General features: G+C 63.4%; 22 protein-coding genes. 3 read left to right on the top strand and 19 right to left on the bottom strand.

Annotated elements, in window-relative coordinates; all coding sequences use genetic code 11:
* Positions 1–189: 189 nt before the first annotated feature.
* Positions 190–933, top strand: a complete 744-nt coding sequence (locus IAG25_RS09435; protein ID WP_309243929.1) for a hypothetical protein — start codon at positions 190–192, stop codon at positions 931–933.
* Between the two features lie 67 nt (positions 934–1,000).
* On the opposite strand, the gene phaR is transcribed toward IAG25_RS09435, so the two are convergent.
* From phaR to IAG25_RS09405, 6 genes are all read right to left on the bottom strand, one after another.
* Positions 1,001–1,576 (bottom strand): polyhydroxyalkanoate synthesis repressor PhaR, encoded by a 576-nt coding sequence (gene phaR / locus IAG25_RS09430; protein ID WP_035500980.1) that lies wholly within the window; start codon positions 1,574–1,576, stop codon positions 1,001–1,003.
* Positions 1,577–1,733: 157 nt separating this feature from the next.
* Positions 1,734–2,474 (bottom strand): 3-ketoacyl-ACP reductase, encoded by a 741-nt coding sequence (locus tag IAG25_RS09425; protein WP_035500981.1) that lies wholly within the window; start codon positions 2,472–2,474, stop codon positions 1,734–1,736.
* A gap of 84 nt (positions 2,475–2,558) precedes the next feature.
* Complete coding sequence (locus tag IAG25_RS09420) at positions 2,559–3,740, bottom strand: acetyl-CoA C-acetyltransferase (protein WP_187603757.1); 1,182 nt, start codon at positions 3,738–3,740, stop codon at positions 2,559–2,561.
* 77 nt (positions 3,741–3,817) lie between these two features.
* The gene (gene phaC / locus IAG25_RS09415) at positions 3,818–5,830 is read right to left on the bottom strand and encodes a class I poly(R)-hydroxyalkanoic acid synthase (RefSeq protein ID WP_187604627.1); all 2,013 of its coding nucleotides are present in this window, start codon (positions 5,828–5,830) and stop codon (positions 3,818–3,820) included.
* A gap of 329 nt (positions 5,831–6,159) precedes the next feature.
* On the bottom strand, positions 6,160–6,996 hold the full coding sequence (gene pgeF / locus IAG25_RS09410; protein WP_187604626.1) for a peptidoglycan editing factor PgeF: 837 nt from the start codon (positions 6,994–6,996) through the stop codon (positions 6,160–6,162).
* Entirely contained in the window at positions 6,993–8,156 is a 1,164-nt protein-coding gene (locus IAG25_RS09405; RefSeq protein WP_187604625.1) for an RluA family pseudouridine synthase, read from the bottom strand. Before IAG25_RS09405 ends, pgeF begins: the two co-directional genes overlap by 4 nt.
* Positions 8,157–8,242: 86 nt before the next feature.
* On the opposite strand from IAG25_RS09405, the gene IAG25_RS09400 reads away from it, so the two are divergent.
* Positions 8,243–9,076 (top strand): outer membrane protein assembly factor BamD, encoded by an 834-nt coding sequence (locus IAG25_RS09400; protein WP_187604624.1) that lies wholly within the window; start codon positions 8,243–8,245, stop codon positions 9,074–9,076.
* A 78-nt stretch (positions 9,077–9,154) separates the two neighbouring features.
* Here the strand turns inward: IAG25_RS09400 and IAG25_RS09395 are convergent, their stop codons facing one another.
* The 3 genes from IAG25_RS09395 to IAG25_RS09385 form a co-directional block, all read right to left on the bottom strand.
* Positions 9,155–11,383 carry an ATP-dependent DNA helicase gene (locus IAG25_RS09395; protein WP_187604623.1) on the bottom strand — a complete coding sequence of 743 codons (2,229 nt, stop codon included), beginning with the start codon at positions 11,381–11,383 and terminating at the stop codon, positions 9,155–9,157.
* Positions 11,384–11,465: 82 nt separating this feature from the next.
* Positions 11,466–11,651 (bottom strand): DUF465 domain-containing protein, encoded by a 186-nt coding sequence (locus IAG25_RS09390; protein ID WP_035500990.1) that lies wholly within the window; start codon positions 11,649–11,651, stop codon positions 11,466–11,468.
* 101 nt (positions 11,652–11,752) lie between these two features.
* The gene (locus IAG25_RS09385) at positions 11,753–12,550 is read right to left on the bottom strand and encodes a colicin transporter (protein ID WP_187605051.1); all 798 of its coding nucleotides are present in this window, start codon (positions 12,548–12,550) and stop codon (positions 11,753–11,755) included.
* Positions 12,551–12,802: 252 nt separating this feature from the next.
* Here IAG25_RS09385 and IAG25_RS09380 point away from each other — a divergent pair, with 252 nt between their 5' ends.
* The gene (locus IAG25_RS09380; RefSeq protein ID WP_187604622.1) at positions 12,803–15,136 is read left to right on the top strand and encodes a Tex family protein; all 2,334 of its coding nucleotides are present in this window, start codon (positions 12,803–12,805) and stop codon (positions 15,134–15,136) included.
* A gap of 76 nt (positions 15,137–15,212) precedes the next feature.
* Here the strand turns inward: IAG25_RS09380 and IAG25_RS09375 are convergent, their stop codons facing one another.
* The 10 genes from IAG25_RS09375 to der form a co-directional block, all read right to left on the bottom strand.
* Positions 15,213–17,105 carry a potassium transporter Kup gene (locus tag IAG25_RS09375; protein WP_187604621.1) on the bottom strand — a complete coding sequence of 631 codons (1,893 nt, stop codon included), beginning with the start codon at positions 17,103–17,105 and terminating at the stop codon, positions 15,213–15,215.
* A 264-nt stretch (positions 17,106–17,369) separates the two neighbouring features.
* Complete coding sequence (locus tag IAG25_RS09370; protein ID WP_008349397.1) at positions 17,370–17,930, bottom strand: phosphoribosyltransferase; 561 nt, start codon at positions 17,928–17,930, stop codon at positions 17,370–17,372.
* 101 nt (positions 17,931–18,031) lie between these two features.
* Complete coding sequence (locus IAG25_RS09365) at positions 18,032–19,378, bottom strand: adenylosuccinate synthase (RefSeq protein WP_035500996.1); 1,347 nt, start codon at positions 19,376–19,378, stop codon at positions 18,032–18,034.
* A gap of 155 nt (positions 19,379–19,533) precedes the next feature.
* Entirely contained in the window at positions 19,534–20,685 is a 1,152-nt protein-coding gene (locus IAG25_RS09360) for an ATP phosphoribosyltransferase regulatory subunit (protein WP_187604620.1), read from the bottom strand.
* Positions 20,686–20,809: 124 nt separating this feature from the next.
* The gene (locus tag IAG25_RS09355; RefSeq protein ID WP_035500998.1) at positions 20,810–21,001 is read right to left on the bottom strand and encodes a DUF2065 domain-containing protein; all 192 of its coding nucleotides are present in this window, start codon (positions 20,999–21,001) and stop codon (positions 20,810–20,812) included.
* Positions 21,002–21,055: 54 nt separating this feature from the next.
* Positions 21,056–21,958 carry a protease modulator HflC gene (hflC, locus tag IAG25_RS09350; protein WP_187604619.1) on the bottom strand — a complete coding sequence of 301 codons (903 nt, stop codon included), beginning with the start codon at positions 21,956–21,958 and terminating at the stop codon, positions 21,056–21,058.
* A gap of 11 nt (positions 21,959–21,969) precedes the next feature.
* Positions 21,970–23,364 (bottom strand): FtsH protease activity modulator HflK, encoded by a 1,395-nt coding sequence (hflK, locus tag IAG25_RS09345; protein ID WP_187604618.1) that lies wholly within the window; start codon positions 23,362–23,364, stop codon positions 21,970–21,972.
* A 60-nt stretch (positions 23,365–23,424) separates the two neighbouring features.
* Entirely contained in the window at positions 23,425–24,693 is a 1,269-nt protein-coding gene (hflX, locus tag IAG25_RS09340) for a GTPase HflX (RefSeq protein ID WP_187604617.1), read from the bottom strand.
* An 87-nt stretch (positions 24,694–24,780) separates the two neighbouring features.
* Complete coding sequence (gene hfq / locus IAG25_RS09335) at positions 24,781–25,017, bottom strand: RNA chaperone Hfq (protein ID WP_008349383.1); 237 nt, start codon at positions 25,015–25,017, stop codon at positions 24,781–24,783.
* Positions 25,018–25,177: 160 nt separating this feature from the next.
* On the bottom strand, positions 25,178–26,518 hold the full coding sequence (gene der, locus IAG25_RS09330) for a ribosome biogenesis GTPase Der (RefSeq protein WP_187604616.1): 1,341 nt from the start codon (positions 26,516–26,518) through the stop codon (positions 25,178–25,180).
* Between the last annotated feature and the right edge of the window lie 128 nt (positions 26,519–26,646).

The raw sequence follows: 26,646 nt of genomic DNA, 5'->3' as shown, positions 1-26,646 counted from the left end.
CGGAGTGCCGATGGCACGGTTTCGCCGGTCCGGAATGGCCGATATCCATCGGGACGCTTTCCGTCCTTGTCCCATTCCCTTCGTGGGCCGGGCGCCGCAAACTCGGCGCCCTTTTCGCCGCTTCCGGCTCACACATAACCCGTTCTCATGCTCGACGACTCCGCTCTGCGCCACTTCAATCCCCTTTTCATGACCCCCTGCTATTCCGGCCAGGTAACGTCCGGCTTCGCCACCAGCATGCTCGCCCTCACCAACGAGCTCTGGCGTCTCGGCGTGCAAGGCTCGGTGCGCATCCTCTCCGGCGAAAGCCTCGTGACCCGCGCGCGCAACGAAGCCGTCGCGCATTTCCTCGCGCAAAAGCAGCACACGCATCTTTTCTGGATCGATGCCGATATCGGCTTCACACCGGACCAGGCGCTGCGATTGTTGCTGGCGGATCGCGATGTCGTCACGGGCGTCTATCCGCTCAAACGCATCGACTGGACGGGCGACATTCCCGCCGGCCTCACGCAAGAGCAGTTTCTGACGCGTGCGTTGCGCTATCCGGTCAACGCGCACGCGGGCGCGCACCTCGAGATCGACGCCGACGGTTTCTTGGAAGTCACCGAAGCGCCGACGGGCTTCATGTGCATTCGCCGCGCGGTGCTCGAAACGATGATCGCGCGCATGCCCGAACTGCAATACACGCCGGACGCGCCGCCCGACTCGCCGCTGCACGGCTACTGTCATCGCTTCTTCGACGTGATGGTCGAGCGCGAAACCGGACGCTATCTTTCCGAGGACTACGCCTTTTGCCGCCGCTGGCGCGATCTGGGCGGAAAGGTCTACGTGGATGCCCGCTCGAAGCTCGCGCACCACGGCTCGTACACCTATCGCGGAGATTTCGGCGCGGCGTGGGCGCAGGACCCGGCAAGAGCGGTAGGCGGACTCTAGGCATCCGACGCGCGCTCGCTCGCACCGGGCGCGCCAACCCGGCGCCCGAACGCGCGCCTGAAATGGATTACTTCTTCTCCGTCGACGGCGGCGTGGGCGTCGGGAACGGGAATGTGTTGAACATCGACTTCGCCTGCGTCTGCATCTGCTCCTGCATCTGCACGAACATGTTCTTCGACTGCTCGATGTAGCTCGTCATCATGCCCTGCATCATCGGCGCCTGCATGTTCATGAACTGCGACCAGACTTCCGGATTGAGCGCGTTGCCGTCGTAGATGCCCTTGCTCTGCTCGGTCAGCTTCTGCTGGATGTCGATGAACGCCTGGATGTTCTTTTCCAGATACGTGCCCATCATGCCCTGCATCGCGTGACCGTAGAAGCGGATGATCTGTGAAAGCATCACCGATGAAAACATCGGCAGGCCGCCGCTCTCTTCTTCCAGAATGATCTGCAGAAGGATGCTGCGCGTGAGGTCGTCGTTGCTCTTCGCATCGAGCACCTTGAAGTCTTCCTGATCGAGCACGAGCTGCTTCACATCCGACAACGTGATGTAGGTGCTCGTTTCCGTGTCATACAGCCGACGGTTCGGATACTTTTTGATAAGTCGTTCGGCGGCTTTCTTTGTAGTAGTAGTGGTGGTCATTTAACGCCTTTAAACGCAAAACTTTACTGCGATGGCAGCAAGCAGGTCTTGCGTTGTCGCAAAAAAGCGCTGCTGCATGTTCGCCGCATCGTTGATGTACCCCGGCGAGTGGCGGCTTCCCGCGCGCATGAAAGGCGTCGCGGGAAGCCGCCGCCCGTCAGCCCATATGCAAGCCGCCGTTCAGCGAGAAGTCCGCGCCGGTCGAGAAACCGGATTCGTCGGACGCGAGCCAAGCGACGATAGAACCGATCTCGTCAGGCGTGCCGAGTCGCCGCACGGGAATCGTCGCGACGATCTTCTCGAGCACTTCGGGGCGAATCGACTTCACCATGTCCGTGCCGATATAGCCCGGCGACACCGTGTTGACCGTCACGCCCTTGGTGGCCACTTCCTGCGCGAGCGCCATCGTGAAGCCGTGAATGCCGGCCTTGGCGGTCGAGTAGTTCGTCTGGCCGAATTGCCCCTTCTGGCCGTTCACCGACGAAATGTTGATGATGCGGCCAAAGCCGCGCTCGACCATGCCGTCGATGACCTGCTTCGTCACGTTGAAGAGGCTCGTCAGGTTCGTGTCGATGACCGCGGTCCAGTCTTCGTGCGTCATCTTGCGGAACACGACGTCGCGCGTGATGCCCGCGTTATTCACGAGGATATCGACCTCGCCGACTTCGGCCTTCACCTTGTCGAACGCATTCTTGGTCGATTCCCAGTCGCCGACGTTGCCTTCCGAGGCGATGAAGTCGAATCCGAGCGTCTTCTGGTCTTCCAGCCATTTCACCCGGCGCGGCGAGTTCGGGCCGCAGCCCGCGACGACCGTGAAGCCGTCCTTGTGCAGACGCTGGCAGATGCTGGTGCCGATGCCGCCCATCCCGCCGGTTACATACGCTACGCGCTTCGTCATTCCGCTCTCCATTTTCGTTATGCGGACGGCGATCTCCTTGCCGCCCGCTGGCCCTTCCCATTCCCGCCATCGACCGCCAGTGACTTACGGACGTTCCAGCGCCAGCGCGACACCCATGCCGCCGCCGATGCACAGCGACGCCAGACCCTTCTTCGCATCGCGCTTCTGCATTTCGTGCAGCAGCGTGACGAGAATCCGGCAGCCCGATGCGCCGATCGGGTGACCGATCGCAATCGCGCCGCCGTTCACGTTGATCTTCGACTGATCCCAGCCCATCTGCTTGTGCACCGCCAGCGCCTGCGCCGCGAACGCCTCGTTGATTTCCATCAGGTCCAGATCGTTCACCGACCAGCCCGCGCGCTCCAGACAGCGCTTCGATGCCGGCACCGGGCCCATGCCCATGATCTTCGGATCGACGCCCGCGTTCGCGTACGCCTTGATGCGCGCGAGCGGTGTGAGACCCAGCGCCTCGGCCTTCTTCGCCGACATCACGACGACCGCCGCCGCGCCGTCGTTGAGGCCCGACGCGTTCGCCGCCGTCACCGTGCCTTCCTTCGAGAACGCGGGCTTCAGGCCCGCAAGCGCTTCGGCCGTCACGCCGTGGCGCACGAATTCGTCGGTGGCGAACTGCAGCGGCTCGCCTTTGCGTTGCGGAATCGAGACCGGCACGATCTCGTCGTTGAAACGGCCCGACTTCTGCGCGGCTTCCGCCTTGTTCTGCGACAGCGCCGCGAACTTGTCCTGATCCTCGCGCGTGATGCCGAATTCCTTCGCGACGTTCTCAGCCGTCGTGCCCATGTGGTAGTTGTTATAGACGTCCCACAGGCCATCGACGATCATCGTGTCGATCAGCTTCGCATCGCCCATGCGAAAACCGTCGCGCGAGCCCGGCAGCACGTGCGGCGCGGCGCTCATGTTTTCCTGACCGCCCGCGATGACGATCTCCGCGTCGCCCGCGATGATCGCGTTCGCCGCCAGCATCACCGCCTTCAGGCCCGAGCCGCAGACCTTGTTGATCGTCATGCCCGGAACCATGTCGGGCAAACCGGCCTTGATGAGCGACTGGCGCGCCGGGTTCTGGCCCGAGCCGGCCGCGAGCACCTGACCCAGAATCACTTCGCTCACCTGGTCCGGCTTCACGCCTGCGCGCTCCAGAACCGCCCTGATTACCGTCGCGCCCAGCTCCGGCGCCGCGATCTTCGCGAGCGAGCCGCCGAACTTGCCTACCGCCGTACGCGCGGCCGATACGATCACTACGTCAGTCATTTCAGTTTCCTTTTGGCATCGGATGTTAATGCGATTCGGAACGGCACCGTGCGCTCTCGCACACGGTCAGACGCCGCTCACACATCGCGTTCCAGTACGTAACGGCCGGGTGCGGCCTCGATTACCGGGTGAGTCTTCGATCCCTGCGCCGCGCGCGCCTTGACCCGCTCGCCCGCGTTTTCGGCGAGCCACTTCGACCAGGCCGGCCACCAGCTTCCGGGATGCTCCGCCGCGGCATCGAACCACGCATCGGGATCGTCCGGCAGACGCTCGTCGTCGCTGTCGATCATCCAGAAGCTGCGCTTGTTCTTCGACGGCGGATTGATCACGCCCGCGATATGACCGGACGCGCCGAGCACGAACTTCTGCGGACCGCTGAGAACCGGCGCGGACGCATAAGCCGATTTCCACGGCACGATATGGTCTTCCCGCGAACCGTAGATGAAGGTCGGCAGCGTGAGGCGCGACAGGTCGATCGACTCGCCGCACACCGTCAGCGCGTGCGGCGTCTTAAGCTTGTTCTCGAGATACGTATTGCGCAGATACCAGACGCACATCGGGCCCGGCAGGTTCGTCGAATCGCTGTTCCAGAAGAGCAGATCGAACGCTTGCGGCGTGCGGCCCTTGAGGTAGTTGTCGACGACATAATTCCAGACCAGGTCGTTCGGACGCAGATACGAGAACGTGTTGGCGAACTCGATGCCGCGCATGAGGCCGGCAGGCGCGCCGCCCTTGCCGCCGATCGACTGCTCGCGCATCTGCACGTGCGCCTCGTCGACGAAGACATCGAGCACGCCCGTATCGGAGAAGTCGAGCATCGAGGTGAGCAGCGTCATCGATGCGGCCGGCTCCTCGCCGCGCGCCTTCGCCACCGCGAGCGCGGTCGCGAGGATCGTGCCGCCGATGCAGAAGCCGAGGGTATTGATCTTGTCCTCGCCGCTGATCTCCTGCACGACGCGGATCGTTTCGAGGGCGCCCTCTTCGACGTAGTCGTCCCACGTCTTGTGCGCGATCGACTGATCCGCATTGCGCCACGACAGGATGAACACCTGATGCCCTTCTTCGAGCGCATAGCGCACGAGCGAGCCTTCCGGCGACAAATCGAGGATGTAGAACTTGTTGATGCACGGCGGCACGATCAGAAGCGGGCGCGCGTACACGTTCGGCGCGAGCGGCTTGTACTGGATCAGTTGCACGAGATCGTTCTCGTACACGACCGACCCTTCCGTCGACGCTATGTTCTTGCCGACGAGAAAGCGCGATTCGTCCGACTGCGAAATCTTGCCGCGCTGCATGTCGTTGAGCAGATTCATCATGCCCTGGCGCAGGCTTTCGCCCTTGCTTTCGATGAGCGTCTTCTGCGCATCGGGATTGAGCGCGAGGAAATTGCTCGGCGCGGCGGCGGCGGCCCATTGCTGCACGGCGAAGCGGATGCGCTCGCGCGTCTTCGGATCGCTCTGCACCGCATCCGCGAGTTCCTGCAGATAGCGCGCGTTCAGCAAATACCACGCGGCGGTGAACGCGTAGGCGGGCGTGGTTTGCCAGGAGGTATCGGTAAAGCGCCGGTCTTTCAGCGCGCTCGGATCGATGCTTTGCGCGCCCGCCTGCTTGAGCAGATCGGCGGCGTCGCGCGAATAGCTGCTCTGCAATTCATGGAGGCGCTCGGGCGCGATCGCGGCGGTCGGAATCTTCGGCAGCGTGGGCAATCCCTGCATCGCCGCGCCGAAGCCCGGCATGCTGCTCGCGAGTTTTGCGAACTCCGCGAGGCCGTTCATCTTGGTGAAATCGGGCATCTGCGGCATCGCGCCCGTAGTCGGGAATGCCGTCGGAAATGCCGCGGAAGGAAATCCGTTCGAAAAGCCTTTGGCAAAATCGGCGAATGCAGCGAACGGCGCTGCCGCCGCATCACTTGCGGTATTCGTCTGTTGAGTGAATTTCGACCATTGCGAAGGATCAGCGACGGAACGCCAGGCGTTCAGCCATTGATCGAACGCCTGCTGTACGCCAGTCGTATCGGCGGATGATGCTTCGGCCGAGGTGCTGTCGGCGGTACGGGAGCGGGAAGATGAGGAAGTTGATTTGGAAGCCATACCCGCTATTGACCTGTGAGTCTCGCAAGACTTGGATTGCTGATGCAGGCATCGCCGGGCTTTCCTCGACCAGCGCGCAAGTATTGGTGCGCCTTATGCGCGCGGCAAGTGTGTGCCTTGCTACGCCGTGCCCGATTGGTTGAATTCCAGGAACATTCTTGCTCCAGGATGTCAGGCATGTCAATGCTTCGTCCCGATTTTGCCGCAGTGCGATATTTTTTTAATTATCGTTTTCCCCCATGCGAATTATTGCGTTTCGCATGAGGTTTAGTCATCGGCGGGAAATGCTTGTCGGGTATCTTCCGAGACGATTGCCGGCAGCCAATCGTTTAATCGGCGAGCCAGATCATCGCGGCCATGCGGCCGGTCACGCGATCGCGACGGTACGAATAAAAGCGCTCTTTTTCCGTGACGGTGCAATGCGTGCCGCAATGAACGCGCGCGACGCCCACGCCGAGATCGGCCAGGCGCAGACGCGCGAGCGCATAGATATCCGCGAGATATTTGTCCGGTGTGCCGTCGATAAGACTGAACGCGGCCTTCGTCGCGTCACGGCGATCCGGCCGCGCGGCCGCGACGAACGCATCGAGCACGTCCTCGCCCACTTCGAACGCGTTCGGCCCGATCGCCGGTCCGAGAAACGCATTGAGCTTCGATGCCGGCACGCCCGCGAGCGCCGCCACGCGCTCGCCCGTCTTCTCGACGATGCCGCCGGCAAGACCGCGCCAGCCCGCATGCGCTGCGCCGACCGCGCGGCCGTCGTCGTCGCAGAAAAGTACTGGGAGGCAATCGGCCGTCATCACGACGCACACTACGCCCGCGCGATCCGTCACGCTGGCGTCGGCGCGCGTGCGCTCGCCAAGCGAGAGGCGTTCGATGACCGCGTGCGCATCCTCGACCTGCGTGCCGTGAATCTGTTCGAGCCACGCGGCGTTGTGCAGACCCGTCGATGCGAGCGCGCGGCGGCGGTTTTCCTTCACCGCGTCGGGCGTGTCGCCGGATGAGAAGCCGAGGTTGAGGCCGCCCGCGCCGGGCATGCCGCCATCGTAGGGCGTCTCGCTCACGCCGCCCGCACGGGTCGTGACGAATGCGCGCACGCGCGGCGACACATTCCATTGCGGCAACACGCAGTCTTTCGATTGCAGTTCGGCGGCGTCGTTGGTCATGCTTCGTCGTCCTCGCTCTCTTCGTCGTCCCAGTCGTCTTCTTCGCCCTCGCCCATCTCGTAGACTTCGACGAAGCCCTCATCCTCGTCGAACTCGACTTCCTCGTCCTGTCCGAAGCCGAGTTCCGCTGCGAGCGCCGCGATGTCCTCGGGCACATCCGCGCGCCAATGCACTTCCTTGCCCGTCGCGGGATGAATCAGGCCGAGCCGCCACGCGTGCAGCGCCTGACGCGCGAAATCGTTGGGCAACGGCTTCACGGAGCGCTTGCCGCGCGCGTGTCCGTACACCGGATCGCCGAGCAGCGGATGCTGGATATGCGCGCAATGCACCCGAATCTGATGCGTCCGGCCCGTTTCCAGATCGCAATGAATCGCGCTGACGGGCTGACCGTGCCACGTGGTCCGGTCGATGGTGCGGAAATGCGTACGCGCGGGCTTGCCCGATGCCGTCTTCACGACCGCCATGCGCGTGCGCTCGCGCGGATCGCGGCCGATCGGCGCGTCGATCGTGCCTTCGTCGGGCATGTTGCCCCACACGAACGCGACATAGCGGCGCTTGACCGTGCGCGCCTGCAACTGGCGCACCAGATCGGTCTGCGCCTCGAGCGTGCGCGCGACGACCATCAGGCCGGACGTTTCCTTGTCCAGCCGATGCACGATGCCCGCGCGCGGCAGGCCGGCGGCGGCATCGCCGTAACGATGCAGAAGGCCATTGAGCAGCGTGCCGCTCCAGTTGCCCGCGGCCGGATGCACCACCATGCCCGCGGGCTTGTTGATGACGACGAGCGTCTCGTCCTCGTACACGATATGCAGCGGCACCGGCTCGGGCGCGAAGGCGAGCTGTTCGGGCAGGAGATCGGGCACGAGCGTGATCGTCGCGCCGAGCGGCACGGGCTGGCGCACTTTCGCGCCCGCGCCATCGACGAGCACGCGCCCTTCCTCGATCCAGCCCTGCAGCCGGCTGCGCGAAAACTCGGGGAAGACTTTGGCGAGCACCTTGTCGAGCCGCTCGCCCGCGAGTTCGTCGGGCACGTGCGCCTCGCGCGTCGCTTCGCGGCCCGCGCTGCCGGTCGAATCGGGCGATGCCGAGTCGTGGCCGGGGTCGCATGGGCTATAATCTTTGAGTTGGTCTTTGGTACGACGAGTACTTGAGCGGGTCATTTGAACGAGATTCGGCGGCATGAAACGGAAGCCGCGCCGGAAATACAGCTAGAACAGCGAGAATCAGCCAGGAACAGCAAGCACTGATGCGAGCCTTCAACACCATTCATCTCTCGATGCGTCAATCCATCAAGTATCTGGCGCTGGCCGCGAGCGTCGCCATCGTAACGGCCTGTCACGGCCTGCCCGAGAAGACCGACGAAACGGCAACGTGGAACAACAACAAATTATATACGGAGGCTCAGGACGCGCTATCCGGCAGCGACTGGGGCAAGTGCGCGAAGTATTTCGAAGCGCTCGAAGGCCGCGACCCGTTCGGCCATTTCGCGCAGCAGGCGCAGATCAACGTCGCGTACTGCGACTGGAAGGATAGCGAAACCGCCAACGCCGACCAGGCCATCGATCGTTTCATCAAGCTGCACCCGGATCATCCCGAGATCGCTTATGCGTACTATCTCAAGGGCATGATCCACTTCAACGACGACCTCGGCCTCTTCGGCCGCTTCTCCGGTCAGGACATGAGCGAGCGCGACCCGAAGTCGCTGCGCGAGTCCTATGACGCATTCAAGGTCGTCGTCGACAAATATCCGCAAAGCAAGTACGCGCCCGATGCCGCGCAGCGCATGCGCTACATCGTGAACGCGCTGGCATCGCATGAAGTGCACGCTGCGGATTATTACTATCGCCGGGGCGCGTACGTGGCCGCGATCAACCGCGCGCAACTCGCGATTCGCGAGTACCGCAATGCGCCGGCGACGGAAGACGCGCTGCACATCATGATGCTGTCGTACGAGAAGCTCGATCAGCCGCAACTCGCCGACGACACCAAGCGCGTGCTCGCCGCGACCTTCCCGGACAGCCCGTATGTGACAGGCAAACGCCGCGCGGGCGCCGACAAGCCCTGGTACCAGATCTGGTAAGACACGCAGGCAATAAAAGAAACGGCCGGTTGATAACCGGCCGTTTTTTTACGTCGATGAAAATCAGGATTCCGACAGTTACTCCGCCAGCTCCGTTTTCCACTTCGCCGCATCGCTGAAGAATTCGCGCACCACGTCCAGTTCGCGCGTGCGCTTGAACGGCGGCAGGCTTTGCCAGATGCGCCGGCCATACGGTTTTTCGACGAGGCGCGTGTCGCAGATCATCAGCACGCCGCGATCCGTCTCCGCGCGAATCAGCCGCCCCGCGCCCTGCTTCAACGTGATGACCGCCTGCGGCAACTGATGCACGGCGAACGGGCTCAGGCCTTTTTTAGTCAGCGCGTCGAGCCGCGCGGCGAGCACGGGATCGTCGGGCGGCGCGAACGGCAGCTTGTCGATGACGACGAGCGACAGCGCATCGCCGCGCACATCGACGCCCTCCCAGAAGCTTTGACTGCCCACCAGAATCGCATTGCCGTAGGCGCGGAAACGGTCGAGCAGCTCGGTGCGGCTCGCGTCACCCTGCACGAGCAGCGGATTGTCCCAGCCACGCCGTTCGATGATGTCGCGCATGCGCGTCGCGATGCGATCCACCGCGCGCAACGTCGTGCACAGCACGAACACGCCGCCGCCCGCCGCCTCGATCACGGGCAGCGCCGCCTCGAACACGGCATCGGTGAATTGCGGCGACGAAGGTTGCGGCAGATTGCGCGGCACGTACAGCAAACCTTGCGACGGGTAATCGAACGGGCTCGGCAAGGTCATCGAACGGCGCGCGTTCAGGCCCATCTGCGCCGCGTAGTGCGTGAAGTCGCCGCGCACCGAAAGCGTCGCGGAAGTGAAAATCCATGCGCGCGGCACGCCCGCGCGCTGCTTCGCGAAGATCGGCGCGACCGACAGCGGCGTCTCGTGCAACTGCACCGTGTGCGAGAACACTTCGATCCAGCGCACCATCTCGTTCGGCTCTTCCTTCGCAGCCTGCTTCGCGGTGTCCTCGTCCGCGACGACCGCGCGTTCGAGCGATGTCGGCGGCGTCGTCCAGCCCGCGAGCAGATCCTGCAACTCGCGCGCGCGGCGCACCAGCGCCTGCAACGACTCGGCCCGCTCCGCATGCGACGAGAGCGTCGTGGCGAGCGCGGACAAATGCGTCTCCAGCGTGTCGAGCGCCTCGAAGATCGGATGACCGTCCGGCAATTGCCCGAGCGACAGGCGCACCGAATCTTCCTTGAACGCGAGCCGCACATCGCGCGCCGCACGCTCCAGCGCCGCGCCGAGCTTGGTCCAGTCGGCGGCGTCGCGTGCGTGCGAGAGACCTTCGGCGACCGTATCGCGCGCGAGTTCGAGCAACTGCGTCGTCGAGAGCGTATCGCCGAAAAAGAGCGTCGCCGTCTCGGGCAACTGATGCGCCTCGTCGAAGATGATGGTGTTTGCCGTCGGCAGCAACTCGGCCATGCCGGTGTCGCGCAGCATCACATCGGCGAAGAACAGATGGTGATTCACCACGACGATGTCCGCCTGCTGCGCCTCCTTGCGCGCCTGCATCACGAAGCATTCCTTGTAATGCGGACATTCCTGACCGAGGCAGTTATCGCGCGTGGACGTGACCATCGGCCAGACGGGCGAATTCTCCGGCACGCTCGCGAGCTCGGCCTTGTCGCCGGTGCGCGTGATCTTCGCGAAACGGATGATCTCCTGCAGATGCGACGTATCCTGGCGCGACGACAGACGGCCGTTGTCGGCGGTGCGTTCCAGGTAGTAATGGCACAGATAGTTCGCGCGGCCCTTCAGCATCGCGACGGACACGGGCACGGCGAGCGCGTCGCGCACGGTCGGGATGTCGCGCTGGAAGAGCTGATCCTGCAGATGCTTCGTACCCGTCGACACGATGACCTTGCCGCCCCACAACATGGCCGGAACGAGGTACGCATAGGTCTTGCCGGTGCCCGTGCCGGCCTCGACGATGAGCGTGTTCTCGCCGCCGTCGATGGCCGCTTTCGCCGTCGCGATGCCGATTTCATCGGCCGGCTGCTCGTCGGGCGCGTAAGGCTTGTCGGAAGGCCCGAGCTTGCGCGCGGGACGGCGCTGCGCCTCGAACATCGCGGGTTCGGGCATGGCGCGGCCGGATGCTTCCATCGCGGCCGCGACCGAGCGCGCCATTTCGATCTGCGATGCGCGCGAACGATAACCGTCGATCGCGCGGGCAAGCAGTCCTTGCGCGGAAAAGATGGCGTCGAGCTCGACGCCGCGTTTGTCGGTCAGCGCGAGCGGCGCGCTGGCGCCGTCGGTGGATTGTGCGGGTGAATTCAAGGCGTGCTAAATCCTGCGGGTTTCGGCGCGGCCGCGCACGCGAGGCGCCGACGGCAGCGAGCCTGCGGCCGGCGCGCTGCGTTCAGTGCGCGTCAGAGTCCAGCTGCAATTGCAGCAGGAGAATGGTGTCCTTCACCTTGAGCTTGCGCTTTTTCAGGCGCCTCAGCTCCAGGTCGTCGGTGCCGGACATCTTTTCGATCAACGTGTCCAGGCTGTGATGCTCTTCCTGCAATTGCGCGATCCGGTCGCGCAGCACAGCGGCATCCATGGCGGGTTGTCGGGGTGCGCGCGTGGATTCATTCAAGCGCTGCTGCATGCTCGCCTCCTTTCATCCTCTTTGCGCGGGCCCAAAGAGCGAGCCCGACCGCCCTACTTACCTTGCTGCTGTTGTTGCTGCTGCTGCAGTTTCAGTTGCTCCTGGCGCTCCTGCTCCTGCTGTTGCGCCTTTTCCTGCGCCTTTCTGGCGGCTTCCTTCTGACGCGCATCGACTTCCGCTCGATGCTGCGCGGCTTCCTGCTGTTTCTGCTCGTAGCGCTGCGCCTTTTGCTCGCGTTCCTGCGCGTCCTGCACGCCGCGAGCGCGCGCGTCATCGAGCTTCTTCTGGTAGTCCGCCTGCTTGCGATCGTACGCGGCCTGGTTGGCCGCGCGCTGCGGCGCTTCGGCGTCACGCTGGGCAGCGGCCAGCGCGTTCTGACGCTGCTTGTCTTCGTAGGACTGCTGGCTGGCCTTCTCGTTCGCGGCGCGCTGCGGCGCTTCCGCTTCGTATTGCGCCCGCTTGATGGCCGTCTGCTCGTCGCGTTGCTTCGCCCGCTCGGCGCGCTGCTCGTCGTCGAGTGCGAGTTGTTGCTGGCGGATCTGCTGACGCACTTCGCGCATTTCGTTGCGCGCGTTATCCAGACAATGATTCACGAAGAATTTGCTGTAGCAGTCGTGCTGCTTCACGCCGTAACTGTAATTGTTTTCTTCGGTGCGCCGGTCGAGCACCTTCTGGCGCTGGACGAACTCGGCTTTCAGCGCGTCATCGGGATTTTGCGCCGCCGGTGCATCCAGCGGACGTGCGCTCACGGACGTGCCGGGATCGATCGGCCTGGCGGTTTGAGCAAGCGCTTGCGGCGACGCGAATGCGCCTGCCGCGCACAGCAGCGAGAGAGCCGCGGCGACCGGCACGTTTGAAAGGCGAAAGTTGGGCAAATGGATGAACGGCAACGTGATAAAGAATCAGGTGCGAAACGGCTTGTGCGATGTCCAAATTCTATCACCGCGCGCCGGAGCGCTCCGCCATTTATGGCAAAATGCCCCGCTCCAGCAACCCGGTCCGAACCTGGCTCGTTGCACGGTCATCCGCCCGCGGCGTCTCGCTCTCGCGAGGCTGCGCACGCGGTGCGAATCTTGCCGGCGAGCCGCAGACAGCGCAGAAACATGACGGAAACCGTAGCACTCAAGATCGTACAGCGCATTGCCTCCGAACTCACCGTGCAGCCGCGCCAGGTCGCCGCCGCCGTGGGGCTTCTCGACGAAGGCTCGACTGTCCCGTTCATCGCCCGGTATCGCAAGGAAGTCACCGGCAATCTCGACGACACGCAGTTGCGCACGCTCGAGGAGCGCCTGCTGTACCTGCGCGAGCTCGAAGACCGCCGCGCGACGATCCTGCAAAGCATCGACGAGCAAGGCAAGCTCACGGCCGAACTGCGCGGGGCCATCGAAGGCGCGGACAGCAAACAGGTGCTCGAAGACCTCTACCTGCCCTACAAGCCCAAGCGCCGCACGCGTGCGCAGATCGCACGCGAGGCCGGTCTCGAACCGCTCGCGCAGGCGCTGCTCGCCGATCCCACGCTCGATCCGCAAGCCGAAGCCGCAAAGTTCGTCGATGCGGAAAAAGGCGTCGCCGACACCAAAGCCGCGCTCGACGGCGCGCGCGACATTCTCTCCGAGCAGTTCGGCGAAACCGCCGAAATCCTCGGCAAGCTGCGCGAGCATCTGTTCAACCAGGGGCTCGTCACGTCGAGCGTGGTGGACGGCAAACAGGGCGAGGAAGGCGAGAAGTTCCGCGACTACTACGACTACAGCGAGACGATCCGCACCGTGCCGTCGCACCGCGCGCTCGCGCTCTTCCGTGGCCGCAATGCGGGCGTTCTGACCGTCAAGCTCGGCCTCGGCGAGGAACTCGACGCGCAGATTCCGCACCCGTGCGAAGCGATGATCGCGCAGCATTTCGGCATCGCCAATCGCGGCCGCGCCGGCGACAAGTGGCTCTCCGACGTGTGCCGCTGGTGCTGGCGCGTGAAGGTGCAGCCGCACATCGAAACCGAATTGCTTACGCAATTGCGCGAAGAAGCCGAGCATGAAGCCATTCGCGTGTTCGCGCGCAATCTGAAGGACTTGCTGCTCGCGGCGCCTGCCGGCCCGAAGGCCGTGATCGGTCTCGATCCGGGCTTGCGCACCGGCGTGAAAGTGGCGGTCGTGGATCGCACCGGCAAGGTGCTCGCGACCGACACCATCTACCCGCACGAACCGCGCCGCGACTGGGACGGCTCCATCGCGAAGCTCGCGCGCATCGCGCACGCGACGCAAGCCGAACTGGTGTCGATCGGAAACGGCACCGCATCGCGCGAAACCGACAAGCTCGCGAGCGAGCTCATCGCGAAGCATCCGGATCTGAAGCTGCAGAAGATCGTCGTGTCCGAAGCGGGCGCATCGGTCTATTCGGCATCCGAGCTCGCCGCGAAGGAGTTCCCGGAACTCGACGTGTCGCTGCGAGGCGCCGTGTCGATCGCGCGGCGGCTGCAGGACCCGCTCGCCGAACTCGTCAAGATCGAGCCGAAAGCGATCGGCGTCGGCCAGTATCAGCACGACGTCAACCAGCGCGAACTCGCGCGCTCGCTCGATGCGGTCGTCGAGGATTGCGTGAATGCCGTCGGCGTCGATGCGAACACGGCGTCGGTTGCGCTGCTCGCGCGCGTGTCGGGGCTGAATTCGACGCTCGCGCGCAATATCGTCGATTATCGCGATGCCAACGGGCCGTTCCCGTCGCGCGCGCATCTGAAGAAGGTGCCGCGTCTCGGCGACAAGACCTTCGAGCAGGCAGCGGGCTTTCTGCGCATCAACAACGGCGAGAATCCGCTCGATCGCTCGTCGGTGCATCCGGAGGCGTATCCGGTCGTCGAACGCATTCTCGCGAAGATCAAAAAGCATATCGGCGATGTGCTCGGCAAGCGCGACGCCTTGACGGGCCTTTCGCCCACTGAATTCGTCGACGATCGTTTCGGCCTGCCGACCGTGCGCGACATTCTCGTCGAACTCGAAAAACCGGGCCGCGATCCGCGCCCCGAGTTCAAGACGGCGACGTTCAGGGAAGGCATCGAGAAAATTTCGGACCTCGTGCCGGGCATGATCCTCGAAGGCGTGGTGACGAACGTCGCGGCGTTCGGCGCGTTTGTCGATATCGGCGTGCATCAGGACGGTCTCGTGCACGTTTCGGCCATGTCCACGAAATTCATCAAGGACCCGCACGAAGTCGTGAAGGCCGGCCAGGTCGTCAAGGTGAAAGTGATCGAGACGGATGTGAAGCGTCAGCGTATTTCGCTCACGATGCGTCTGGACGATGACTCCGCGCAGGCTTCGGCGAGCGGCGGCGCGGGCGCAGCGCAATCGCGCGGTTCGCAGGATCGTCGTTCTGGCCAGCGTCCGCAGCAGCGTCGCGAACCGGAAGCGGCCGGTGCGATGGCCGCGGCATTCGCAAAACTGAAACGCTGACGGTTCCTGCTGCCAACAAAAAACCCCACGTCTTGCGACGTGGGGTTTTCTTTTTGCGCTTCTGATAAACGAAGCGTCAGATCTCGATCTTCGTTCCCAGCTCGACCACGCGATTCGCGGGAATACTGAAGAAATCCGTCGGCTTCGCGGCGTTCTGATGCATCCACGCGAAGACGCGCTCGCGCCACACCGACATGCCCGGCAATTCCGTCGGCACGACCGTCTCGCGCGCCATGAAGAACGACGTGTCCATCAGTTCGAAGGTCATCGCGTGCGTGCGTGTGATCTGTTCGAGCACGGCCTTCACATCCGGCGTCTCGTTGAAGCCGTATGCCGCCTTCACGAGGAACAGACCGCCGCCGATGTCCTTCACTTCGAGACGATGCGCATCGTCGACATAAGGAATGTCGCGCGTCTTGAAGTTCATGAAGATGGTGCGCTCGTGCAGCACCTTGTTGTGCTTCAGGTTGTGCAGAAGGCTCACGGGTACGAGCGAATCGCTGCCGGTGAGATAGATCGCCGTACCCGACACCCGATGCGGCGGATGCGCGAGCAAGCCCTGCAGGAACGGCATCAACGGGATACCGTCCGCCGCCGTGCGATCCTTCACGATCATGCGGCCCTTGTACCAGGTCATCAGCAAGAAGAAGAGCGCCCCGCCGATGCACAGCGGCAGCCAGCCGCCCTGCTCGATCTTCAGCAGGCTCGCGCCGAAGAAGCCGATGTCGATCATCAGGAACACGGCGATCATCCCGCCGACGAGCCAACGGTTCCAGCCCCACAGATTCACCATCACGACTGAAACCAGGATGGTGGTTGTGAGCATCGTCGCGGTGACGGCGAGACCGTACGCGGCGGCGAGATTTTCGGAACTCTTGAAGCCGATGACGATGCACAGGATGATGAAAAGCAGCATCCAGTTCACGAGCGGAATATAGATCTGGCCGATCGCAAGTTCCGACGTATGAAGGATCTTCATGCGCGGCACGTAGCCGAGCTGAATCGCCTGGCTCGTCAGCGAATACGCGCCGGAAATGACCGCCTGCGATGCGATCACGGTCGCGACCGTCGACAGAATCACGAGCGGCAGCAACGCCCAGTCGGGCGCGAGCAGAAAGAACGGATTCTCGATGGCTTGCGGCGAGTGCATCAGCAACGCGCCCTGACCAAAGTAGTTCAGCAACAGCGACGGCATGACGAAGCCGTACCAGCCGTAGCGAATCGGCTTGACGCCAAAGTGCCCCATGTCCGCGTACAGCGCTTCCGCCCCGGTCAGCACCAGCACGACCGAGCCGAGCACGATATACGCCTGCAGGACGTGCTGCGCCATGAAGGAAAAGGCGTAATAGGGATTGAGCGCGACGATGATGCGCGGCTCCATGACGATATGCGCGGCGCCCAGCACCGCGAGCGTCGCGAACCACACGACCATGATCGGGCCGAAGAGCTTGCCGACCACCGCCGTGCCGTGGCGCTGAATCCAGAACAGCGCGATGAGAATCACGATCGTGATCGGCAGCACGTACGGCGAGAGCTTGGGCGCGGCGATCTCGAGACCTTCGACCGCCGACAGCACCGACATCGCCGGCGTGATGACCGCATCGCCGTAGAACATGCACGCGCCGAAGATGCCCAGCATCATCAGTACGCCCGAGATCTTGCCGGCCTCTCTCACGCTGCGCAGCGCGAGCGTCGTCATGGCGAACACGCCGCCTTCGCCGTTGTTGTCGGCGCGCATGACGAACAGCACGTATTTGACGGCGACCACCATGACGATCGCCCAGAAGAGCAAGGAGATGACGCCGAGAATCGACGCCTCCGACAAGCCGATGCCGTGCGACGGGCTAAAGGCTTCCTTCAGGGAGTAGAGAGGACTCGTGCCGATGTCGCCGAAAACGACGCCAATGGCGGCGAGCGCAAGCGAGTGCATTGGCTGTTTATGCTCGTGCGCGTGAGTCGTGTTAGTCATAAAAGCGATATATCCGTCCAGGGCGGAAAAAACGAACGCCATTCTATCTAACGTTGCACGCGAAGACGCCTTCTCGCGTGTTGCTCCAGCGCCACGAGAGACGCGTGTCAGAGTGTAGCATCGCGCTCCGTGTGCGTAGGCGGGCGCGTTCAGCTCGATTCTTCGGCGTTCGGTCCGCCATCATGCAAAAACAAAAAACGCCGTTGCGCCCGGCATCGTGCCAGGCGAACGGCGTCTGTCATGCGAAAGATCAGGCGTCGCCGATCATCCGCGCCCGTTTTGCGTGCCGCGCTTGATCCACGCGCCCAGGTTGTGCGGACGCACCGTGTCCCACTCCTCGAAAGGCTGATGAATCCACGGATTCGTTTCAAGATGCTGAACGTGATAGTCGGGTTTGACCTTCGAGCACGCCTTGTACCAGAGCACCGCCGAACGCACCGCCGTGATGGCCGGATAACGCTCCTTCAGATGCTCCTGCACGCGCGCGAGCGTGACGCCCGAATCGACCAGATCGTCGACGAGCAGCACGTTGCCGGACAGATCGCCGCGCGTCATGGTGATGTATTGCGCGATGTCAAGATCGCCCTGCTCCGTGCCCGCTGCTTCGCGGTACGAGCTCGTCGCGAGAATGGCGAGCGGCAGGTCGTAGATGCGCGACAGCTGATCGCCCACACGCAGGCCGCCGCGCGCGAGACACAGGATCTTGTCGAACTTCCAGCCCGACTCGTGCACCTTCAGTGCGAGGAGTTCGATCAGCCGGTGATATTCATCCCAGCCGACCCAGAGGTTCTTGTCGTCGTTGCGCGGGTCCGTCATCGCGATCATGGTGAGGCTCTTTCAAATGCTTAGGTTATATACGAAATGTGGCCGCATCAGGCGGCCACATTCTTTACAGCGTCCGGCTCCGGTCGAGGCTCGTTAAGCGCTCAGACCTTGAACGGATGGCGAAGCAGGATCGTTTCGTCGCGGTCCGGACCGGTCGACACCATGTCGATCGGCACGCCCGCCACTTCCTGCACACGCGACAAGTACTTGCGCGCGTTTTCCGGCAGCCCGTCCCATTGCGTGATGCCGATGGTGCTTTCCTTCCAGCCGCCGAAGGTTTCATACACCGGCTCGCAGCGCGCCACTTCCGATGCGCCGCGCGGCAGGATGTCGATCAGCTTGCCGTCGAGCGTGTAGCCCGTGCACAGCTTCACTTCGTCGAGACCGTCGAGCACGTCGAGCTTGGTCATGCACAGGCCCGAGATGCCGTTGATCTGAATCGAACGGCGCAGCGCGGCGGCGTCGAGCCAGCCGGTGCGGCGCGGACGGCCGGTGACCGAGCCGAATTCCTTGCCGACGGTCGCGAGATTCAGGCCAACCTGATCCTGACGCTGCGCGTTGTCCGCGTCGTACAGCTCGCTCGGGAACGGGCCCGAACCGACGCGCGTGCAGTACGCCTTGGTGATGCCGAGAATGTAGTTCAGACGCTGCGGCCCGATGCCCGCGCCCGAAGTCGCCGCGCCCGCGACGCAATTGCTCGAGGTGACATACGGATACGTGCCGTGGTCGATGTCGAGCAGCGTGCCTTGCGCGCCTTCGAACAGCAGATTCCGGCCGGCGTGGTTTTCGTCGTAGAGACGGCGGGAAACGTCCGTGACCATGGGCGCGAGACGGTCGGCGTAACCGAGCATCGTCTCGAGCGTTTCCTGAAAATCGACGGCCTTCGCGCCGAGGTATTGCGTCAGCACGAAGTTATGGAATTCGAGCGTTTCGCGAAGGCGCTCCTCGAACACCGCGCGATCGAAGAGGTCCTGCACGCGCAGGCCGCGACGGGCCACCTTGTCTTCGTACGCCGGGCCGATGCCGCGGCCGGTCGTGCCGATCTTGCCGGCGCCGCGCTTGGCTTCGCGCGCCTGGTCGATCGCGACGTGATACGGGAGAACGAGCGTGGCGGCTTCGGAAATGAACAGGCGCTTGCAGACGTCGACGCCCGCAGCTTCCAGTTCATCGATTTCCTTGAACAGCGCTTCCGGCGACAACACGACGCCATTGCCGATGTAACAGGCCGTGCCCGCGCGCATGATGCCCGAGGGAATGAGGCGAAGAATGGTCTTCTTGCCGCCGATGATGAGCGTATGGCCGGCGTTGTGACCGCCCTGGAAGCGCACGACGCCCTGGGCGTGGTCCGTCAGCCAGTCGACGATCTTGCCTTTGCCCTCATCACCCCACTGGGTGCCCACCACGACGACGTTGCGCCCCGGGTTCACATTCACTGCACTGGCAGACATGTTGATTCGTTAGCTGGTTAAAAACGTATTTTACCTATGTTCGCGAAAGGTTCCGAGTTTTTCGGGACGCGTTTCGCGATTTCGTCACGCTCGCGTGATTGGAATCCGCTAAGCAAATTCCCTTGCCGATCAAGCGCCTGTATTCATCGTCCGCTTCAGGTGCGGGTTTCGACCGTCCATTTGCCGTTGCGCTCGACGAGCACACGGTCGAACGCAAATTCGTCCAGATCGTGGTCGTGGCCGGGCAGCGCCTGGATCACCACTTCGCCCGCGTCGCGTAGCGCGAGAATCGCAGCGCGCAGCGGTTCATCGTGTTTCCAAGGCGCGACGATCGCGCTGCCGCGCGCGTCGACGGGCGAGATGCGCGCCACTTCGCGCAGGTCGAGCGAGAAGCCCGTAGCGGGCCGCGCACGGCCGTAGGCCAGGCCAACGTCGTCGTATCGGCCGCCGCGCGCGACGGCGTTCGGCACGCCATCGACATAGGCGGTGAACATCACGCCGCTGTGATAGGCATAGCCGCGCAGGTCCGCGAGGTCGATCATCAGCTCGGCACCTTCGACCTGACCCGCGAGGAACGCGAGATCGTCGAGCGCGCGCGCGATCACCGGCAGATTCGGCAGACGGCCACGCGCAATCTGCAGCACCGAAGCATCGCCATAGAGCGACGGCAATGCCCGCAGCGCCTCGCGCGGCACTTGTCCGAGATGCGCGGTCAGTTCATTGAGGCGCGGCACGTCCTTGCTCGCGAGTGCTTCGTAAAGCGCTTCACCGAGCGATGCCGCCGCCGGCTCGAGTTCCAGCAGCGCGGCGAGCACGCCGGCGTGGCACAGATCGAGCCGCACTTTCTTCAGACCTGCGAGATGCAGCGAATCGAGCATGAGCTGCTGGATCTCGAGATCCGCTTCGAGCCCGGCGTGCCCATAGATTTCCGCGCCGATCTGAATCTGCTCGCGCGTCGCGTGCAGCCCGCGCGGGCGCGTGTGCAGCACGACGCCCGCGTAGCACAGACGCGTCACGCCCTGCCGGTTCAGCAGATGCGCGTCGATGCGCGACACCTGCGGCGTGATGTCCGCGCGCAGGCCGAGCGTGCGCCCGGACAATTGATCGACGAGCTTGAAGGTGCGCAGATTCAGGTCGCTTCCGCCGCTCGTCAGAAGCGATTCGAGATACTCGAGCATCGGCGGCATCACGAGCTCGTAGCCGTACGAACGGAAACGGTCGAGCAGGCGGCGGCGCAGCTCTTCGATCTTGCGGGCTTCCGACGGCAAGACATCGGCGATATTCTCGGGAAGTAACCAGGTGGACATCGATACGTTTCCTACGGGACGAGAGGGCTCGGCGCGGATCGCGCGGCGCTCACGGACTTGAACGGTCAGGGACGAAAGGATAAGGACAAGATAGGCGAAATGGCGGCGGCCTGCCGGACGAGGCTCACGTCGCGATCAGGAGCAGAATCAGGCCGAGCACCATGGCGACCAGTCCGCCGATGCGGATATGGTGCACCGGTCGCTCCGCGATGCGGCGAAAGGTATCGCGCCAGGCGGTCGGGAAAACGAAGGGAAACATGCCTTCGATAATCAGCATCAACGCAAGAGCGAGCAGTAACGTCTCGGCCATGTCCAAGGGTTTTTTTATGCCGCGCGACCGGGACGATCCGGCGCGCGGCGCGGACGGGAATCAGCGCTTCGCCGTCGCCGGGGCCGACGTATCCGTCGCGCCGCCGGTCGGGCTCTTCATGAAGCGGAAGAAATCGCTGTTCGAGTCGACGACCATCACGTCCCCCGGCTTGAACGTCTTCTTATACGCTTCCAGGCTCTGATAGAACTGGTAGAACTGCGGATCGCGTCCGTACGCATCGGCCGCTATGGCCGCCGCCTTGCTGTCTCCTTCGCCCTTGATCGACTGCGCCTGGCTGTAGGCGTCCGCGACGATGGCCTGCTGCGTGCGCTCCGCGTCGGCCTTGATCTTGTCCGCGTCCGCCGTGCCCTTCGCGCGTTCGTTCGCCGCGGCCTGCTGGCGTGCCGCGATCATGCGCTTGTAGACGGAATCGGCCACCGCCGACGGGAAGTCGATGCGCGTCATCTGCAAGTCGACCAGTTGCACGCCGAACACCGCGGCCGCGCTTTCCACGCTCTTCTGCGCGTCGGTTTCGATCGCCTGCTGAGCGCCGAGCGCGTCGGTGAGCGGGCGCTTCGCAAAGGCGCTCGCGAGCGCCGTGCGCGCAAGCGCGGTGATGCGTTCCTCTGCCGTCTGGGTGTTCTTCTCGTTGCTTTCGAAGAGCTTCAAAGGATCGGAAACGCGATACTTGATCACCGTGTTGACCAGCACTTCGTTCTTGTCCGCCGTCGAGAAACGGTCGGCGCCGGATTCGTCGATGGTGAGCGTGCGCGTGTCGATGAGCGTAAGCGTCTGGAACGGCGGCGGCAGCTTGAAGTGCAGACCGGGGCCTTCGAGACGCGGATTTCCTTCGCCGTGGGCGGCGACGACGGCGGCATGTCTTTCGTCGACGGTGAAGATCATCGACGAACCGATGAACAGCACGATGACGACGGCGACGACGAGCGCAAAGATTCGATTCATGTTCGCGCTCCTTATTGCAGGTCTTCCGACCGGCTGCGGGAACGGAACGCATCGCGCGAGCGCAGCGGATCGCCGCCGGCATTCGCGCTCGCGCCACTGGCAGCGCTTGCCGCGCTGGCGGGTGCGGCAGCAGCCGGCGCCGACGCGCTCGCCGTGCCCTGCGCGCGCGCCTGAGGCGCTTCCGTCGCGGCGGGTGCGCCGGATGCGGCTGCGCCGCTCGCGCCTTCGGCCGCGTCCTTCGCCTGCTGTCGATTGGCTTCGACGAGCTTGTCGAGCGGCAGATAGACGACGTTATTGCCCGCCTTGCTGTCGACGAAAACTTTCGTGGTGCGCGAGTAGATCTGCTGCATCGTGTCCAGGTACATGCGTTGACGAATGACCGCGGGCGCCTTCGAGTATTCCGCGTAGACCTCCTTGAAGCGCTCCGCGTCTCCCTGCGCCTGCGTGACTTCGCGGTTGCTATAGGCGCGCGCCTCGTCGATCAGCTTCGCCGCGTCGGCCTTCGCGCGCGGCAGCAACTGATCCGCATAGGCTTGCGCGGTGTCGCGGGCGCGTTCGTTGTCCTGACGCACACGCGCCGCTTCCTCGAACGCCGACTGCACCTGTTGCGGCGCCTGCACGCTTTGCACCGCGACGCCCGTCACCTGCAGACCGGTGCGATAGGTGTCGAGCGAACGCTGGATCGTTTCGATCAGGCGCGCGCGCAGCGCCTCGCGATCCTTGTAGAGCATGTCGTCTGTCGTGAGGCCGCCCGCGATCTCGCGGATCGCCGATTGCGCGGCCTGCGTGACGCTGTCGTCCGCATTGACGCTGCGGAAGAGGAAGTCAGTGGGCGACTTGATCTGGTACTGCACGGCAAAGCGCACGTCGACGATATCCGCGTCGTTCGTCAGAAGCGACGCGTCGCGCACGTTGCCTTGCGACAGCGCGGTGCCGCGCCCGACTTCGACGGAACGAATCTGCGACGTATCGACGATTTCGCTCGACTGGAACGGATACGGCAGACGCCAGTGAATGCCTTGCGAGACCGTCTGACGATACTTGCCGAACTGAGAAACGACGCCGACATGCCCGTCCTGCACGACGAACACGCCACTGCCGAGATAGATGGCGATCAACACGCCGATGACGATGCCGACGCCGATCTTCGTGCCGCGGCCGTTCTCGCGCGGGGCGCCGTTGCCGGGCTTCTTGCCGAACACGCCGGCGATGCGGCGATTGAACTCGCGCCACATCTCGTCGAGATCGGGTGGACCTTCGTCCTTGCCGTTCGGGCGCTTGCCGTCTTGCGGGCGTTTCGAGTCGTTCTTCACGCCATTGCCGTCGCCCCGCCCCCAGCGCGGATCGTTGATCGAAAAGACGGCATGCACAGCTTGCCGGATAGTCCGCTCTTTGTAGTCGTTCACTCGGTGATTCACCATTAGACAGCCGGGGTCGATTCCGGGTCGATGCAATTCCGAAGCAACTTAATGTCCGTGCTCGGGGACCTTGTGATCGTCACGTTCGACAGCCTGCCGGTGGTCGTCCGGCTGCGCGTTCGTGTCGTGTGTGGCGTTTGACTCGGACTGCGTGGATTGCGTTGCGTCGGACGCCTCGTGCGAGCCCGGAAATTCGGCGAGCACGCTGGGTAGGCCCGCATCGATCTCACCGATTTCCGCCGTGGCGATTTCGGCGATGGCAGCGCGCAGCGCATCGAGCCCCTGACCCGTGCGTGCACTCAAGAAAACGCGCGAAATATTACCATACTCGTCCCTTTCAACCGCTTCGTCACGGGCCGCGAGCTCAGGCACCGCGTCGATCTTGTTGAAGACGAGAATCTGGCGAATGCTGTCCGCGCCGATGCCGCGCAACACCTCGTTCACCTGATCGATCTGATCGAGGCGCACCGCGCTCGATGCATCGACCACATGCAGCAGCACGTCCGCGTGAATGGTTTCTTCGAGCGTGGCGCGGAATGCGGCGACGAGCTGGTGCGGCAATTCACGGATGAACCCGACCGTGTCCGACACGACGACATGCCCCGCTTCCTCGCCGAGGAAGACCCGGCGCGACGTGGTGTCGAGCGTGGCGAAGAGCTGATTGGCCGCGTACGCCTGCGCCTTCGTCAGCGCGTTGAACAAGGTGGACTTGCCCGCGTTCGTATAGCCGACGAGCGACACCGACATGGTCCGGTTGCGCACGCGCTGACGCCGCTGCGTGCCGTGCTGACGGCGCAGCTTCTCGAGCCGCGACTTGAGCGCCTTGATGCGCTCGCCGATCAGACGGCGGTCTGTTTCGAGCTGCGTTTCACCCGGGCCGCGCAAGCCGATACCGCCCTTCTGGCGTTCGAGGTGAGTCCACGCCCGAATGAGGCGCGTCGACAAATATTGCAGCTGCGCGAGCTCGACCTGCAGCTTGCCTTCGTGGCTGCGGGCGCGCTGCGCGAAGATATCGAGAATGAGGCTCGTGCGATCGACCACACGGCGATTCAGCGCGACCTCGAGATTGCGCTGCTGCGCCGGCGCGAGCGCATGATTGAAGATGACGAGTTCGACGTCGTTCGCTTCACACTGCAGGCGCAGTTCCTCGACCTTGCCGCTGCCGATGAACATCTTGGCATCGGGGCTCGAGCGGCGGCCGGTGAGCGTGACGGCGGGATGAGCGCCCGCACTTTGTGCGAGCAAGCTGAGTTCTTCCAGACTGGCTTCGAAATCGATCTTGCCGAAGTCTATGCCGACGAGCGCTGCGTTGATCAAATTGATGTATTTACGTTTTTGAAGCGACCGGCGAGTTGCTTAATGTTCGCTTTTGAAATGGCAGATTCGCGCCGGCCGCGACGAGGTTTAGGACGGTTCAGCGTCCGGGTGGAAATTCACCGGGCGGGCAGGCACGACCGTCGAAATAGCGTGCTTATAGACCATCTGGGTGACCGTATTTCGGAGCAACACGACGTACTGGTCGAAAGATTCGATGTTGCCTTGAAGCTTGATGCCGTTGACCAAATAGATCGACACCGGCACATGCTCTTTACGCAGTGCGTTCAAAAACGGGTCTTGTAACAATTGCCCTTTGTTGCTCATAGCAAACTCCGTGTTTTTTTGCAGGTTGGAAGTATTGTGGACGAAGAAAAAGAGATCCGCCGACAATCGCTACACTATAGCCGATTTTCGCTGTTTTACGTTTTCGGGACCCCTCGGCCAAATGGCTGACGGCACCGAACCGTAAGGCTTCACGCGGTTCTCAATCCTTGTCCGCGTATGGGTTGTGACTCGACCGAAACTCTATGCGAAGTGGAGTGCCGGCGAGCCCGAAAGTTTCGCGAAAACGCCCTTCCAGATAACGCTTGTATGTCTCGGTGATCGCGTCGAGCGCGTTGCCGTGCACGACGATGATCGGCGGATTCTGCCCGCCCTGATGCGCATAACGCAGCTTCGGCCGCACCGGCCCGCGACGCCGCGGCTGCTGGAACTCCACCGCGTCGATCAGCGCGCGCGTGAGCTTCGGCGTCGGCAGCTTTGCCATCGCGGCGGCGTAGGCGTCGTCGACCGATTTCATCAGCGCGCCGATGCCCGTCTTCTCGAGCGCCGAAACGTAGTGGAATTTAGCAAAGTCCAAAAACTTGAGCTTGCGCGTCAGGTCCGCCTTCGTGCGCTCACGCACATGCGAGTCCAGACCGTCCCACTTGTTCACGCCGACGACGAGCGCGCGCCCCTGCTCGACCACGAAGCCCGCGATGTGCGCGTCCTGCTCCGAGATGTCCTGCTGCGCATCGAGCAGAAGGATCACGACGTTGGCGTCAGCGATGGATTGCAGCGTCTTCACGACCGAGAACTTCTCGATCGCTTCGAACACCTTGCCGCGGCGGCGCAGGCCGGCCGTGTCGATCAACGTGTATTTGCGGCCTTGTCGCTCAAAATCAACATAGATCGAATCGCGCGTGGTGCCGGGCATGTCGAACGCGATCACGCGCTCCTCGCCGATCAGCGTGTTCACGAGCGTCGACTTGCCGACGTTCGGACGCCCGACGATCGCGATCTTGACGCCGTGCTTCGCCTTCTCTTCGTCCGTTTCTTCCGGCTGATCCTTGTAGGCAATGTCGAGCGCATCGTTGATCATCTCGACGACGCCGTCGCCGTGCGCGGCCGAGATCGCGCGCGGATCGCCGAGGCCGAGCTCGTAGAAGTCCGCCGCGACCGCCGAATACTTCATGCCCTCGGCCTTGTTCACGACCAGAAAGAGCGGACGGCCGGTCTTGCGCAGATAGTCGGCGATCGCCTTGTCCTGCGGCGCGAGTCCGTTGCGGCCATCGACGATGAACACGACGATATCGGCCTCTTCGACCGCCTGACGCGTCTGCCGCGCCATCTCGTGCAGGATGCCGTCCTTCGCCACCGGCTCGAAACCGCCCGTGTCCACGACGAGATACGGACGTTCGCCGCCCACGCGGCCTTCGCCGTAATGGCGGTCACGGGTCAGGCCCGGCAAGTCCGCGACGAGCGCGTCGCGCGAGCGCGTTAGCCGGTTGAAAAGCGTCGATTTCCCAACATTGGGGCGCCCGACGAGCGCAATCACGGGTTTCATCTGATTTTGTTCAAGGTTGAACGCAAGGCGAACGCGGAACGGGCGGTAGAAACGTCTCGTTGCGTTCCGCTACGCCGCGCAATGGCTGCGCTTGTCGCAAATTAGCATGGATTCGGCTTGCCGCACGC

Origin of the sequence: Caballeronia sp. EK (assembly GCF_014384845.1) — a bacterium.
Taxonomy (GTDB): domain Bacteria; phylum Pseudomonadota; class Gammaproteobacteria; order Burkholderiales; family Burkholderiaceae; genus Caballeronia; species Caballeronia jiangsuensis.
Note: the sequence above shows the minus strand (reverse complement) of the source record. Positions and strands in the feature narration are given on the sequence as shown.